A 12,493-nucleotide genomic window follows, 5' to 3' on the forward strand; every position below is an offset into this window, starting at 1 on the left:
TGCGAAGTCATCGTCGTCCTCTCGACACCGGATGTGGCGACGATCACCTTAAGATCGGCGGGCCCGCGCAACTGTTCAGAAACTGAACACCGGCCGCACGACGCGAGCCGCCCGGGACCGGCGGTTCTCGCGGGTCCTGGGCGGCGCCGGCGGTCAGAGGACGACGACTTGGCGGACGGCGGTGCCGTCGGCCAGGCGGTCGAACCCCTCGTTGATCTCGTCGAGGGTGAGCCGGTGGGACAGCAGTGCGTCGACGGGCAGCGCGCCCGACCGGTACAGCTCGATGAAGCGCGGCACGTCCCGCCTCGGCACGCACGATCCGAGGTAGCTGCCCCGCAGCGTCTTCTCCTCCGCGACCAGGCTCAGTGCGGGCAGGGAGAGCTGCGCCTCGGGGTCCGGCAGGCCGACGGTGACCGTGGTGCCGCCGCTGCGGGTCGCGTCGTAGGCCTGCCGCAGGACGGGCGCGACGCCGGTCGTGTCGATCACCTTCTCGGCGCCACCGCCGGTGATCTCGCGGATCCGCTCGACGGCCTCCGGCCCGCCCGCCACGGTGTGGGTCGCGCCGAGCCGGGCGGCCAGCTCCCGCTTGTGCTCGACGACGTCGACGGCGACCAATGTGGACGCTCCGGCCGCCTTCGCCATCAGCAGCGCCGCGAGGCCGACGCCGCCGAGGCCCAGCACCGCGACGCTCTCCCCCGCCTGGATCCGCGCCGAGTGCAGCGCCGCGCCCGCACCGGTCAGGACGGCGCAGCCGAACAGCGCGGCGATCTCGAAGGGGAGGTCGGCGTCGACCTTCACGGCCGAACGGGCCGACACCACGATGTGCTCGGCGAACGCCGACACGCCGAGGTGGTGGTACGGCCGCGAGCCGTCGTCGGCCCGCCACCGCATGCCGCCGCCGAGCAGGGCGCCCTGCCCGTTCGCCGCGGCTCCCGGGCCGCACAGCGCCGGGCGGCCGGCCACGCAGCGCTCGCAGTCGCCGCAGGACGGCACGAAGGCGAGCACCACGTGGTCGCCGGGCTCGAAACCGCTACCCGCGCCGGCCTCGACGACCTCGCCGGCCGCCTCGTGCCCGAGCGCCATCGGCAGCGGCCTGCGCCGCGAGCCGTTGATCACCGACAGGTCGGAGTGGCACAGCCCGGCGGCCCGGACCCGCACCAGCAGTTCGCCGGGCCCGGGCGGGTCGAGCTCCAGCGTCGTGACGTCGATCGGCCGCGACGCCGCATAGGGCGCTTCGCGACCGGATTCCCGCAGGACTGCCGCGCGGACCCGCATCACGCGTCCGCCCCGGCGACCGGCACGCAGCGGGTGACCACGCGCTCGGCCAGCAGCGGCACGACCTGGCCGAGCACGATCCGCTTGAAGTGCTCGGATTCGCAGTGCGCGGTGAAGTCCGCCTCGGTGTCGTACTCCTCGACGATGGCGACGACGCCGTCGTCGGAGCCGGCGTGCAGGCCGTAGCGGCGGCAACCCGGCTCGGCCAGCGACGCCGCCACCATCGGCGCCAGCAGGTCCAGCACCTCGTCCCGCTTGCCGGGGTTGGTGACGTACCTTGCGATCACGACGAAACTCATGGCTCTCCGTTGTCGAAAGTGTTGTGCGCGGGTCATTTCCCGGCCCGCAGCCGATCTCGGGTCAGCGACCAGAGCCCGGGGTCCGAGGTGGCCGCCGCGACCGCGCCCATCGCCAGCGAGTGCGCCACCCCGGCCACGTCGGTGACGAAGCCCGCCGCGACGAACGGCGACAGCACGCAGCGGGCCTCCTCGGGCATCCACGGGATGATCGGGGCGGGCATCACCTCGACCAGGTCCGGGTTGCTCCGGCCGACGCCCTCCAGACTCCGGTTCAGGTTCGACCGGTCGGTGACGAAGACCTTCTGCATCGTCAGCATGTCCAGCGCCCCGGCCCGGTCGATCAGCGCGGCCCGGGTGCTGACCACGCCCTGCGCGCCGATCTCCGTCAGGAAGTCGATCGCGCCGCGGTCCTGGGCGAGCCCGGGGCACGCGTCGATGTTGACGAACACGGTCTTCTTCAGGTGCACCAGCACCCGGACGACCTTCGGCAGCTCGCCCACCGGGATCGACGCCAGGACGCCGACCGCGGTCGGTGCGGCGGCGAAGTCCTTGACCCGCGCCGCACCGACCACCGAAGCGCACACCGGGACGTCCGCGAAAGCCGCCTCGATCAGCGGGTTCAGCGGTCGGCGCGGACGCGTGGAAGGTTCACTCATGCCCGTTACTCTTACCCGCCCGGTGGTTCAGTCGAGCGGCCCGGTGCCGAACGACGTGGGCAGGCCCAGCTTGCCCGGGTTGAGCACGCCGCGCGGGTCGAGCGCGTCCTTGACCGCCTCGAACGCCGGGAACCCGGAGCCGAGCGCGTCGGCCAGGTACGGGCCGCGCAGCAACCCGGACCCGTGGTGGTGGCTCAGCGCCGCGCCGTGCCGGATCAGCACCGCGTTGGCCGCGTCCCACGCCGCGCGGTACCACTGCCGCCGCTGCTCCGGCTCGACCTCGCCGCGCAGCGAGAAGTACAGGCAGGCGCCGTCGGTGTAGGCGTGCGACTGGTGCGCCGAGGACGCCAGCGTGCCGGGCACCGCGCAGATCGCGGCCACCACCTCGTCGTAGATGGCGGGCAGCTTCGCCCACGGCCCGGCCATCTCGAGGGTGTCGGCGACGAACCCTGGGCCGGGGGTGAAGCCGTCCGCGGACTTGCCGACCAGCATCCGCTCGTCCAGCCAGCGCTCGAACACCGCCTGGCCGTCGAGCTCGATCCCCTGCTCCGCGCACACCTCGGCGCTGACCGCGATGCTGGCGTCCACGATCACCGGGTCGCCTTCGTCGGCGATCAGCAGCAGGTTCGTGTCGGGGTGCCCGAAGTGGGTGCCGCTCTCCAGCTTGTCGTAGAGGCGCATCGCGGCCGGGGTCGCGCCGCGCTGCATGATCAGCCGGCAGGCCTCCAGCCCCTCGGCGAAGGTGTCAAAGCCGTAGGCGATGGCCTTGGCGTACTCGGGCAGCGGGTGGGTGCGCAGCCGGACCGAGGTGATGATGCCCAGGGTGCCTTCCGAGCCGACGAACAGCTGCCGCAGGTCGGGGCCGGTCGCGGCGCGCGGGTAGTCGCCGAAGGTCGCCAGCGTGCCGTCGGCGAGGACCACGTCGAGCCCGACGACCATGTCCTCGATCTTGCCGTAGCGGGTGGACAGCTGACCGGCGCCGCGGCAGGCGACCCAGCCGCCGACGGTGGAGATCGCGAACGCCGACGGCCAGTGGCCGGTGGTGGCGCCGTGGACCTCCTGCAGCTCCTTCTCGAAGACGTCGCCGAACATGCCGGCGCGGACCTCGACGACCTGCGATTCCGCGTCGAAGGAGACGATGCCGGTGAGGCCGCAGACGTCGAGCACGACGCCGCCGAAGACCGGCAGGGCCGCGCCGGTGACGTTGCTGCGGCCGGCGGAGACGGTCAGCGGCAGGGTGTGCTCGTTGCACAGCCGGGTCACGGCCTGGATCTGCTCGACGGTGCTGACCTCGACGATCACTGCGTCCGGGGTGGCCGGGCTGTCGGCGGTCTCGCCGATCATCGAACCCGCCCACCAGTCGCGGGTGCGCAGCACGACCTCGTCGCGGTCGGTGTGGACGGCGTCGGCGATGCCGCGCAGCGATTCCACGACCTCGCCCGGGACCTCGACCGCGGTGGTCTGCAGCGACGCCGCGCCCTTGCCGACCGGGGTGCCCGCGCCGTAGCGGGGCGGGGTCGGGGCACCGACGACGTACTTGCCGCGGTTGAACGGGTGGGTGATGGTCTGGCGGCTGATCATGCCTTGTCTCCCAACAGGATCGACTTCTCGCGGGCGATGTCCGCCCGGTAGCTGCTGACTTGTCCGGCGATGGTGTCGGCGCTGAGCCCGAGCTCGGTGCCGAGGAGTTCGCCGACGACCGGCGCGGCTGCCGCGGAGGCGTCGCGGGCGAACAGGCGCAGGCGGGTGCGGCGGGAGAGCACGTCGTCGACCGAGCGCGCCATCTCGCACCGCGCCGCGTAGACGACCTCGGCCTTCAGGTGCGGCTGGCCGTCGATCAGCGGCTCGGCGAGCGCGGGGTCCTCGGCGATCAGCTCGCTCACGAAGCGCGACTCGGTGCCGTAACGCCCGCCGAGGTGGGCGGCCGTGCCGCCGGAGGCGGCGACCGCCTCGGGGTCGTAGCCGGCGCCGCCGAGCAGCGGGAGCTTCGCGGTGCGGCTGCGGGTCTTCCGCTCGAGCAGCCTGGCGACCTTGTCCACCACGAGCTCGCCCATGTGACGGCTGGTGGTGAGCTTGCCGCCGGTCACCGTGACCATGCCGCCGCCGCCCACGCTGATGTGGTGGTCGCGCCGCATGTCGAGGGTGGCGCCCTCCTTGCCGCCGACCAGCGGGCGCAGCCCGCCGTAGCTGCCGAGCACGTCGTCGGCGGTGATGCCGCTGTTGAAGGCGACGTTGGCGCCGTCGAGGAGGAACTCCATCTCCTCGCGCGTGCAGTTCACGTCGTCGACGGAGCCGTCGTAGTCGGTGTCGGTGGTACCGAGCACGACGACGTCGCCCCAGCGGGTGCAGGTCGCGCGGCGGGCGCGGCCCGGGATCGGCACCGTGATCGTGCAGTCGTTGCGGATCTTCGACCAGGGCACCACGATGTGGACGCCCTTGGCCGGGCGGACCTGCGGACGGTGCGCGTCGTCGGCCATCACGTCGAGTTCGTCGGTCCACACGCCGGTCGCGTTCACCACGACGCGGGCGCGCACGTCGATGTCCTCGCCGTCGGCCCGGACCACGGCGCCGCGCACCCGGCCGCCGGTCTTGAGCAGCCGCTCGACCTTCGCGCCGTTGGCGACGACCGCGCCGAGGTGGGCCGCGGTGCGCACGACGGTGAGGGTGAGGCGGGCGTCGTCGGTGCGGCTGTCGTAGTACATGAAGCCACCCTTGAGGTGGTCCGCGCGCAGCGTCGGCGCGTGGGAGAGCACCTCGGTGGGGGTGAGCCGCTGGTGCAGGCGCCCGATCCGCCAGCCGCCGACCAGGTCGTAGGTCCACAGCAGACCCTCGAAGGCCTTCGCGATGCGGGCGTCGAAAACGCCTTCCTGCTCCAGGATCGGGAACAGGAACGGCAGGCGCTGCACCAGGTGCGGCGCGTTGCGGCGGAACCGGTGCCGCTCCAGCAGCGAGTGCCGGACCAGGTTCACGTTGCCCTGCTCGATGTAGCGCAGACCGCCGTGCACCATCTTCGACGACTTCGACGACGTGCCGGAGGCGAAGTCGTCGCGTTCCACCAGCGCCACGGAGAATCCGCGGGAGACCGCGTCGAGCGCGGTGTAGGCGCCGGTGATCCCGCCGCCGATCACCAGCACGTCGAATTCCGCGTCGGCGAGTCGCCGCAGCGCCCGCCGGCGGTCCAGGATCACCGGAGCGCCGGGGGTGGCCTTCGCCGCGGCCGAGTTGGGCCGTCGGGACGGCAGTTTCATCATGATGTTCCTTCTTCGTTCAGGGCAGTGACTTCCGGAGCTCCCGCTGCCATTCGGCGCGCAGCTCCTGCCGTTCGTGGTCGGTGGTCGCGGGTTCGAAGGTGCGGCCGACGGGGCGCGCACCGACGACCTCGTCGAGCGATCCCCACAGGCCGAGCCGGACACCGGCGAGGTAGGCGACGCCGCGCAGGCTGGCGGTGGCGGAGTCGGCCACCCGCTCGATGGGGATGCCGGAGAGGTCGGCCTGGCTCTGCATCAGCGCGTCGCTGGCCGCCAGCCCGCCGCCGACGCGCAGCCGGGTCAGCGGTCCGTCCATCGTGGACCGGAGTCCGTCGGCGGTGTCGCACACGGAGTGCGCGATGCCTTCCAGGACGGCGCGGGCGATGCCGGCTCGGGTGGTGGCCAGGCTCAGGCCGGTCAGGCACGCCCGGGCGCCGGGCACCGCCATCGGCGTCCGCAGCCCGGCGAGCGTGGGCACGAACCACGTGTCCCGGTCGCGCGGGTGCGTGGCGGCGAGTTCGCTGATCTGCTCGGCGGAGTCGAACAGCTGGAGGTCTTCGACCAGCCAGCGCAGCGCCGAACCCGTCGTCGAGGTGTAGGCCTCCAGGCTGAAGCGGCTGCGGCCGCCGGAGCGCCAGCCGACCAGCGCGAGCACGCCGTCGACGGCGTTGGCGGCGTCGGCCGGCTCGTCGCCGGTGAGGGCGCCGACGAAGGTGCCGGTGCCGTGCATGCACATGCCCTGGCCCGGTTCCAGCGCGCCCAGGGCGATCAGCGACGCGTGCTGGTCCCCCATCGCCGCGGCGATGGGCACCCGGATGCCGAGCACCTCGGGGTCGGTGTACCCGAAGTCGCCGTCGTCGTCGGACAGCGGCGGCGCCAGCTCCTGCGGGTAGCCGACCGCGGCGAGCCAGTCCGGATCCCACGCGTGCTCGCGCAGCAGGTAGCCGCCGAGCGCCGCCGCGTTGCTGGCGGAGACGGCGTGCGCGGTGCCGCCGTTGAGGTTCCAGCTCAGCCAGGTGTCGATCGATCCGAACAGCAGCCGTCCGGCGTCCGCGGCGGCCCGCGCCTGCGGGTTCTCCGCGATCTGCCGGGCGGCCCACAGGAACGGCGACCGGCTGCCGACCGGCCGCCCGGTGCGCGGCAGCAGGACCGGGTCCCACTGCTGCGCCAGCGCTTCGAGTTCCGCCGCGTACCGGCGGTCCTGCCAGACCACGGCGGGGGCCAGCGGCCGCCCGGTCGCGCTGTCCCACAAGACCGCGGTCGCGCGCTGCGTGCACAGCGCCACCCCGACGATCTCGACGCCGCTGTCCGCGGCCCACGCCACGGCCTGCTGCGCCACCTGCAGGGTGTGCCGCCAGAGCTCGTCGGCGTCCTGCTCGACCCGCAGCGGGTCGGGGTGGACCACGGCGATCGGCCGGTAGAACGACGGCCCGCTCGATCCGTCCGCCGTGACCACGGCCGCGCGCGTGCCGGTCGAGCCTTCGTCGATCGACAGCACGCCTCGTTGCGAACTGCTCATGCTGGTGCCTTTCTGCGCCGTCAGCGGGTGGCCGGCACCGGCGCCGGCAGCAGGTCGATGACCTCGTCGTCGGGGTCGATGCCGCTGCGCGTCGGGTCCCACTTGATGACGATGCAGCTGATGAGCCCGAGCAGCGGTACGACGGCCAGCGTCGCGATCGTCGGGCCGAGGCCCATCGACTCCTTGATCAGCGGGAACACGTAGAGGCCGACGACGCTGCCGAAGCTGCCGAGCATGCCCGTGATGCCGGTGCCGAGGGTGCGGATGTCGCTGCGGTAGGACAGCGCCGCGATCGACTTGCCGTTGGCGCCGGGGCCCGCCGAGTGGAAGAAGATGAACAGGAACGGCACGGTAAAGGCCAGCACGGTCGGCAGGCTGCCGAACCCGAGTCCCAGCACCAGCAGCAGCACGAACGCCATCGCGTAGCCGACGGCCGAGCTCATCCGCAGGCCCATCCGGCGGCCCACGTAGGCGGAGACGGCGCCGCCGATGATGCCCGCCGCGTTGAAGATCATCGACCCGACGGTGGCCTTCTCGAACTGCTCGCCGAAGATCGCGAGGCTGATCACCGGCAGGTACCAGCCGATCGCGAAGTACTGCATCGACTGGGTCAGCGAGATGAGCGTCGACAGCATCGTCCGCGGCAGGTAGGGCTTGCGGAACAGCACGCCCGTCTGGCGGAAGCCGATCGACTGCTGCACCTCGGCGGGCGTGTCCGCCCGCTCGCCCGGGACGGCGTCGAACCCGTAGATCCGGCGGAGGTTTTGTGCGGCGTCCGCGAGCCGCCCGCGGGCGGCCAGCCACGACGGGCTTTCCACCAGGAATGCCATCTGCAGCACGAACAGCGCCCCGGCGATGACCGCGGCCGAACCGACCGACCAGCGCCAGATCTCCGCTCCGATGCCGAGCTTGTAGCAGATCAGCGTCAGCGCGAGGTTGGAGGTGGTGGCGATGTACCAGACGCACTGCCACAGGTTCAGCCGGCCCTTGAGGCTGGCGGGCGTGTACTCGGCGAGCATCGCCATCGCCACCGCGAAGTCGATGCCGTAGGCGACGCCGACCAGCGCGCGGCCGGCCCACACGGTCTCGAAGCTGCCCGCGTACGCGGTGAGCAGCGCGCCCGCGACGCCGATGAGCTTGGCCAGCAGCAGCGGCTTGACGCGCCCGATCCGGGCGGCCAGCCAACCGCTGGCCGGGTTGAACAGGATCGCCACGGCCGGTGCAGTAGCGGTGAGCAGCCCGACCTGCCCGGGCGTCAGCGCCAGTTCTTTCACCATCGGCGAAAGCCCGGCGCTCAGCGCGGCGTTGGAGTAGGCGTCGAGGAACAGCCCGCCGAGGATGAGGTACCAGAGGAAGTTGGCCTTCCTCGGCAGCCGCCCCAGCTTGTTGATCAACGCCACCACGTCGGAGGGACTGGAAACCGTCCCCGCCACCGCAGTCGAAGGTGAGGCCACGGATCGCCACCTTTCGAGGGAAGGCACTGGCAGCGATCCGGCGAAACGAAAAAAGGCACGACGAAGACCGCTGACAGTGGCTCTTCGTCTATGCCTGTCGTGGCGGAGACATTAACCGCGGCGCAACGCGGGCGTCAAGTGAAACGGGAGCACTCCGGGGATTTCGCGCACCGGACCGCCCTATGTGGACGGGGCCCCTGCCCCGCATCGATCCAGCGGACGCCGACCGGTTGACGGGGTTCGGCCCGGGCCCTATCGTTTGCTGCCAATCAGACATCTGACGTCTGATCTGGAGGAGGTTTCGCAGCAATGTCGCTGTCCGACCAACTCGCCGAGCGACTGCTCAGCGCGATCATCGACGGCACGCACGCCCCTGGCAGCGCACTGCCGCCTGAAGGCGAGCTCGCCGAGCAGTACGTGGTCAGCCGCCTCACCGTGCGCGAAGCGATCAAGGCGCTGCGCGTGCAGAACATCGTGCGCATCCAGCGCGGGCGCGGCACCTACGTCAACCCGCCCGCGCAGTGGACCGCGCTGGACCCGCTGATCCGGGCCGCCGCGGCCACTCCCCGGTCGAGCGCGGCGATCTCGGAGGGTCTCATCGAGGCCCGGCGGCTGATCGAGATCGGCGCCGTCGAGCTGGCCGCGGGCAAGCGCACCGACGACGACCTGGCGCAGCTCCGGATCCTGCTGCAGGACATGCGCGACGCCGTCGACACCGACGACGTCGAGCTGTTCGTGGAGGCCGACATCGCCTTCCACGACGCGATCATGCGCGCCAGCGGCAACGTCTTCATCCCGCTGATGTTCGAGCCCTTCGGCCGGCTGCTGGTCGAAGGCCGCCGCGAAACCTCCGCAGTGGCCGAGATCCGGGCCAACGCCCTCGCCCACCACACCGAGATCCTGCGCGCGCTCGAAGCGGCCGACCCGGCGGCCGCACGCCAGGCGATGGCGGACCACATGGCCCAAACCGCCGACGACCTCCGCAACCACGTGCTCGCCGACAGCTGACCCGACTCCCACGCGCCGCGTGGGCACCTCCGCACGCCTACAGGAAGCAGCGCCATGCCCGATCTGCCCCAGGACCGCCCGATCTCCGCGGAAGAACTCCTCGCCGGACTGCCCGCCGTCCGCCCCGTCGCCCCGGCCGAGATCGCCGAGCGCATGGCCGGCGGGCCGCGCCTGGTCGTCCTCGACGACGACCCCACCGGCACCCAGACCGTCGCCGACGTCCCGGTGCTGACCACCTGGGACGTCGACGACCTGCGCTGGGCGCTGGCCCAGCCCAGCAGGACCTTCTTCGTGCTCACCAACACCCGCAGCCTGTCGGCCGCCGACGCCGACGCCCGCAACCGCGAGGTGATCGACGCGCTCGACCGCGCCGCGGGCGCCGAAGGCGTCGACTTCGTGGTGGCCAGCCGGAGCGACTCGACGCTGCGCGGCCACTACCCGCGCGAAACCGATCTGCTGGCCGAAGAGCTGGCGCAGCACGGCAAACCGATCGACGGCGTCGTCATCGTCCCCGCCTTCCCCGACGCGGGCCGGTTCACGATCGACTCGGTGCACTGGACCCGCACCGCCGACGGCATGCTCCCGGCCGGGCGCACGGAGTTCGCCAAGGACGCCACCTTCGGCTACCGCAGCTCGGACCTGCGCGACTGGGTGGCGGAGAAGACCGGCGGCCGGGTGCCGGCGGATCGCGTCCTGGCCATCACCGCCGCCGACCTCCGGGAGGGCGGCCCGGAGCGGGTCGCCGAGCTCCTCGACACCGTGCAGGGCCAGCAGCCGGTCGTCGTGGACGCGGCCTGCGACGATGACATCCGCGTGCTGGCGCTCGCGCTGCTGCACGCCGAGTCCCGGGGCAAGCGGCTGCTCTACCGGGTCGGACCGGCCTTCGTCCGCTCCCGCGCCGGTCAGGCGGGCGCGCCGCCGCTGGACGGCGAGGTGCTGCGCGGCATGGGCACCGGCGACGGGCACGGCCTGATCGCCGTCGGCTCGCACGTCGGCCTGACCACCAGCCAGCTCGACGGGCTGCGCGAGCTAGGCGGCATCGCCGAGCTGGAGCTCGACGTGCCCGCGCTGCTCGATCCCGCCGCCCGCGACGCCCACGTCGAAGCGGTCGCGCAGACCGCCGCGCGGGCGATGTCCGACGCCGACGTGGTGATCCGCACCAGCCGCACACTGGTCACCGGCGCCGGCCCGGACGCCAGCCTGGCCATCGCCCGCGCCGTGTCCGCCGGCCTGGTCGACACCGTCCGCGCGGCCGTCCGCGCGCACCGCCCGGCGTTCGTCGTGGCCAAGGGCGGCATCACCTCCAGCGACATCGCCACCGACAGCCTCGACATCCGCCGCGCGATGGTTCGGGGCACGATGCTGCCGGGCATCGTCTCGCTGTGGGAGCCGGTCTCCGGCGAGTTCGCGGGCATCCCGTACGTCGTGTTCCCCGGCAACGTCGGTGACCGGCGAGCACTCGCCGACGTCGTCGCCTCGCTGCGGGGCCGCTGATGCCACTCCGCGTCCAGTCCGCCCACACATCGTTGGTGTTCGCCGGATCTCATCCGTCCATTTCGGACCAGTGCGCCGTCCGCACGATCAACCTGCTCACCGCAGAACGGGGAAAGACGAATGCCTGAAACCTCCGCCACCCGCGTCGCCGTGATCGGCCTCGGAGCCATGGGCCTGCCGATGGCCACCCACCTCGCGCCCGCCTTCCCGGTGACCGTCTTCGACATCGACGCCGGGCGCCGCGCCCAGCTCGCCGCCGCGGGCGCGGCGGAAGCGACCACCCCCGCGCAGGCCGCCGGGAACGCCGACGTCGTGCTGCTCGCGGTCCGCGACCAGCAGCAGGTCGAAGCCGCGCTGTTCGGCGAGAACGGCGCGGCCGAAGCGCTGAACACCGGTGCCGTCGTGGTGCTCACCAGCACCGTCGGGCCTGACGCGGCCCGCGAAACCGCCGCCAGGCTCGCCGAATCCGGTGCCCGCCTGGTCGATGCCCCGGTCAGCGGCGGCCCCGCCCGCGCCGGCACCGGCGACCTGCTGATCGTCGTCAGCGGCGACGAGGACAGCCTCGACGCGGCCCGCCCGGTGCTCGACCGCCTCGCCTCCACCCTCACCGAGATCGGCCGGGAGCCCGGCGACGCGCAGGCGCTCAAGGCGATCAACCAACTGCTCGCCGGGGTGCACATCGCCGCGGCCGCCGAAGCCGTGGCGATGGCCCGGGCGCTCGGCCTGGACCCGGCCACCGTCATCGACTCGCTGAGCAAGGGCGCCGCCGGATCGTTCATGCTCGCCGACCGCGGGCCCCGCATGATCGAGGCCTACGGCGACGGCGCGGAGGTCCGCTCCCGGCTGGACATCTTCGTCAAGGACATGGGGATCGTCGCCGGCATCGCCAAGCAGGCGCACGTGCCGACGCCGCTGGCCTCGGCCGCCCAGCAGCTCTACCTGCTGGGCGAGCGCGCCGGGCTGGGCGGCTCCGACGACTCCAGCGTCGTCACGCTCCTCTCGCCGAAGGAGGCGCAACGATGAGCCCTGCCGTGCAGCTGGGTATCGGCGCAGTGGGGATGGCGCTGCTGCTCTTCCTCGTGCTGAAGGCGAAGGTGCAGCTGGACGGTCCTGACCACAGTCATGGGCGTGACGGGATTCGCGCTGACCGTGGCGGTCTGGCCGTTCGTCTGAGATCCGTGAGCGTTTTGGGGTGATATGGCGCCCTGTCATGTCTCAAGACCTCACGGACAGTTTTGTCTCATGACGTCGTGGACAGTTTTGGTGTGAGTCGTTGGTAGCGGACGCTGCGGTCCAGTGTCAGCGTCCGCACGACCGTGTCGCCGATCATGATGCTGACGCGGTCGCCTTGCCAGTAGACGGTAGCGGTCTGTGCGGCCCAGCAGCGGCCGATGATGATCGAGCAGCCGGAGAAGGCGACCACGCCGGTGCTGGTGACCGGCCGCTGGGTGACACCGGCGTGCTGCTGCACGGGCCCGGATGGTGTCGCTTTGGTGGCCGCGTCGTAGCGCTGCTGAGGTGTCTGGCCACCGATGCCTTG

Annotated in this window: 11 protein-coding genes and 1 pseudogene; 4 read left to right on the forward strand and 8 right to left on the reverse strand. The window is 72.3% G+C overall.

All coding sequences use genetic code 11. The features are described 5' to 3' along the window. Nucleotides 1-153 precede the first annotated feature (153 nt). Genes BLW84_RS26100 through BLW84_RS26130 form a run of 7 tightly spaced genes read right to left on the reverse strand, consistent with a single transcriptional unit; the run spans nucleotide 154 to nucleotide 8,451 of the window. On the reverse strand, nucleotides 154-1,275 hold the full coding sequence (locus BLW84_RS26100; RefSeq protein WP_093270130.1) for a zinc-dependent alcohol dehydrogenase family protein: 1,122 nt from the start codon (nucleotides 1,273-1,275) through the stop codon (nucleotides 154-156). Further along, on the reverse strand, nucleotides 1,275-1,574 hold the full coding sequence (locus BLW84_RS26105; RefSeq protein ID WP_093270133.1) for a putative quinol monooxygenase: 300 nt from the start codon (nucleotides 1,572-1,574) through the stop codon (nucleotides 1,275-1,277). The genes BLW84_RS26100 and BLW84_RS26105 overlap by 1 nt, the downstream gene beginning before the upstream one ends. Nucleotides 1,575-1,606: 32 nt before the next feature. Continuing rightward, on the reverse strand, nucleotides 1,607-2,230 hold the full coding sequence (locus tag BLW84_RS26110) for a glycerol-3-phosphate responsive antiterminator (protein WP_093270136.1): 624 nt from the start codon (nucleotides 2,228-2,230) through the stop codon (nucleotides 1,607-1,609). Nucleotides 2,231-2,257: 27 nt separating this feature from the next. Continuing rightward, a complete protein-coding gene (locus BLW84_RS26115; protein WP_093270139.1) occupies nucleotides 2,258-3,811 on the reverse strand; it encodes an FAD-binding oxidoreductase in 1,554 nt (517 codons plus the stop codon). Further along, entirely contained in the window at nucleotides 3,808-5,481 is a 1,674-nt protein-coding gene (locus tag BLW84_RS26120) for a glycerol-3-phosphate dehydrogenase/oxidase (RefSeq protein WP_093270141.1), read from the reverse strand. Before BLW84_RS26120 ends, BLW84_RS26115 begins: the two co-directional genes overlap by 4 nt. A 16-nt stretch (nucleotides 5,482-5,497) precedes the next feature. Then, nucleotides 5,498-6,997, reverse strand: a complete 1,500-nt coding sequence (locus BLW84_RS26125; RefSeq protein WP_093270144.1) for an FGGY family carbohydrate kinase — start codon at nucleotides 6,995-6,997, stop codon at nucleotides 5,498-5,500. 20 nt (nucleotides 6,998-7,017) lie between these two features. Beyond that, entirely contained in the window at nucleotides 7,018-8,451 is a 1,434-nt protein-coding gene (locus BLW84_RS26130) for an MFS transporter (RefSeq protein ID WP_245761382.1), read from the reverse strand. Nucleotides 8,452-8,760: 309 nt separating this feature from the next. Between BLW84_RS26130 and BLW84_RS26135 the strand changes: the two genes are divergently transcribed. The 4 genes from BLW84_RS26135 to BLW84_RS47675 all read left to right on the forward strand — a co-directional run bounded on the left by BLW84_RS26135 (nucleotide 8,761) and on the right by BLW84_RS47675 (nucleotide 12,149). Then, the gene (locus BLW84_RS26135; RefSeq protein ID WP_093270146.1) at nucleotides 8,761-9,459 is read left to right on the forward strand and encodes a FadR/GntR family transcriptional regulator; all 699 of its coding nucleotides are present in this window, start codon (nucleotides 8,761-8,763) and stop codon (nucleotides 9,457-9,459) included. A gap of 54 nt (nucleotides 9,460-9,513) precedes the next feature. Further along, the gene (locus BLW84_RS26140) at nucleotides 9,514-10,953 is read left to right on the forward strand and encodes a four-carbon acid sugar kinase family protein (RefSeq protein ID WP_093270149.1); all 1,440 of its coding nucleotides are present in this window, start codon (nucleotides 9,514-9,516) and stop codon (nucleotides 10,951-10,953) included. 120 nt (nucleotides 10,954-11,073) lie between these two features. Next, nucleotides 11,074-11,976 (forward strand): NAD(P)-dependent oxidoreductase, encoded by a 903-nt coding sequence (locus tag BLW84_RS26145; protein ID WP_093270152.1) that lies wholly within the window; start codon nucleotides 11,074-11,076, stop codon nucleotides 11,974-11,976. Then, nucleotides 11,973-12,149 (forward strand): hypothetical protein, encoded by a 177-nt coding sequence (locus BLW84_RS47675; protein ID WP_177226689.1) that lies wholly within the window; start codon nucleotides 11,973-11,975, stop codon nucleotides 12,147-12,149. The genes BLW84_RS26145 and BLW84_RS47675 overlap by 4 nt, the downstream gene beginning before the upstream one ends. Nucleotides 12,150-12,193: 44 nt before the next feature. On the opposite strand, the pseudogene BLW84_RS26150 reads toward BLW84_RS47675, so the two are convergent. Further along, a pseudogene (locus tag BLW84_RS26150) lies at nucleotides 12,194-12,493 on the reverse strand (IS481 family transposase); the annotation flags it as partial.

Origin of the sequence: Saccharopolyspora shandongensis, assembly GCF_900106995.1 — a bacterium.
Taxonomy (GTDB): Bacteria; Actinomycetota; Actinomycetes; order Mycobacteriales; family Pseudonocardiaceae; genus Saccharopolyspora; species Saccharopolyspora shandongensis.

Coding starts and splice junctions, on each gene's coding strand:
- BLW84_RS26100 (WP_093270130.1), bottom strand. CDS start 1,275: ATGCGGGTCCGCGCGGCAGTCCTGCGGGAATCCGGTCGCGAAGCGCCC.
- BLW84_RS26105 (WP_093270133.1), bottom strand. CDS start 1,574: ATGAGTTTCGTCGTGATCGCAAGGTACGTCACCAACCCCGGCAAGCGG.
- BLW84_RS26110 (WP_093270136.1), bottom strand. CDS start 2,230: ATGAGTGAACCTTCCACGCGTCCGCGCCGACCGCTGAACCCGCTGATC.
- BLW84_RS26115 (WP_093270139.1), bottom strand. CDS start 3,811: ATGATCAGCCGCCAGACCATCACCCACCCGTTCAACCGCGGCAAGTAC.
- BLW84_RS26120 (WP_093270141.1), bottom strand. CDS start 5,481: ATGATGAAACTGCCGTCCCGACGGCCCAACTCGGCCGCGGCGAAGGCC.
- BLW84_RS26125 (WP_093270144.1), bottom strand. CDS start 6,997: ATGAGCAGTTCGCAACGAGGCGTGCTGTCGATCGACGAAGGCTCGACC.
- BLW84_RS26135 (WP_093270146.1), top strand. CDS start 8,761: ATGTCGCTGTCCGACCAACTCGCCGAGCGACTGCTCAGCGCGATCATC.
- BLW84_RS26140 (WP_093270149.1), top strand. CDS start 9,514: ATGCCCGATCTGCCCCAGGACCGCCCGATCTCCGCGGAAGAACTCCTC.
- BLW84_RS26145 (WP_093270152.1), top strand. CDS start 11,074: ATGCCTGAAACCTCCGCCACCCGCGTCGCCGTGATCGGCCTCGGAGCC.
- BLW84_RS47675 (WP_177226689.1), top strand. CDS start 11,973: ATGAGCCCTGCCGTGCAGCTGGGTATCGGCGCAGTGGGGATGGCGCTG.